The organism is Oleiphilus sp. HI0066, assembly GCF_001635725.1.
In genome coordinates, this window is the sequence record NZ_LWFH01001563.1 from 1 (window position 1) to 1,281 (window position 1,281).

A 1,281-nucleotide genomic window follows, 5' to 3' on the forward strand; every position below is an offset into this window, starting at 1 on the left:
AAATCGCAGCACCAATATCCACACCCCACGTAGGATGCGAACACACTAATAACTTAGGATTTTGAAGAATCTCACGACCGATAATGTATTTTTGGAGATTACCACCAGACAAAGACTTCGCTTGCGCTTGCGCATCCGGTGTTTTTACTTTGAAGTTACTGATAATAGTGTTGGCGAACTCTTTGACTTTGGAGCGATTAATCCAACCTTTATTGACCAAATCACCCGTTTGATATGCCGTGAGTAGACCATTGTCTTCCAAGGACATATCTGGAACCGCACCACGTCCTAGACGTTCTTCAGGGACAAAACCTAAACCTAAAGCGCGTCGTTCGGCAGGTCCTAATTTACCCACTGTCAGATCTTCAAACTTGATGACAGAGGCTTCACCTAGCTCTTCGCCACCGATCATATCGAGCAGTTCTTCTTGCCCATTTCCTGCAACACCAGCAATACCCAGAATCTCACCTTTGCGCACATCCATGGTGATGTTTTTAAGTGAAGTAGAGAATGGATCGTCTGATTGGTGACTCAAGTTAGTAACTTGAAGGAATACATCACCACCGACCGCTTTCTGGTAGTCCTGATTCAATGGAGTGTCATCGCCAACCATCAAACGCGCAATTTCATCCGTTGTTGTTTCTTGCGGATTACAGTCACCTGTCACCACACCGCCACGCAAAATCGTTGCGCCTGTGCAAATAGCACGCACTTCATCAAGCTTGTGTGAGATAAACAAAATACTGCAGCCTTCAGCACTCAATGTCTGAAGTGTCTTAAAGAGAGTTTCAACTTCTTGTGGGGTCAGTACGGAGGTAGGTTCGTCGAGAATGAGTAGTTTAACGTCTTGAAGTAGGCAGCGAACAATTTCTACGCGTTGCTGCTCACCGATAGATAAGGTGTGAACATAACGATCTGGATCGAGCTTCATTCCATAGCGTTCAGATACTTCACTGATACGCTGCTTCAAGCCATCCATCGACCCGACTTGGTCTTTCGGAATACTGAGTGCGATGTTTTCAGCCACGGTAAGCGTTTCAAATAAAGAGAAATGCTGAAACACCATCCCTATTCCAAGTTCCCTAGCGTGCGAAGCGCCTTTTACTGAAACAGGTTTTCCTTCCCAGAGCATCTCACCTTCATCAGGCTTGACCACTCCGTAAATAATTTTCATCAGCGTACTTTTGCCTGCACCGTTCTCGCCAAGCAGCGCATGGATCTCACCTTTCTCTACATTGAGAGAAACCTTATTGTTCGCGACCGTTCCCGGATAGCGCTTGG

The 1,281-nt window shown here is 46.1% G+C and carries 1 protein-coding gene; it reads right to left on the minus strand.

Going from position 1 to position 1,281, the window contains the following annotated elements:
• On the minus strand, nt 1-1,281 hold a 1,281-nt coding region (locus tag A3738_RS24640; protein WP_068763918.1), incomplete at both ends, for an ABC transporter ATP-binding protein.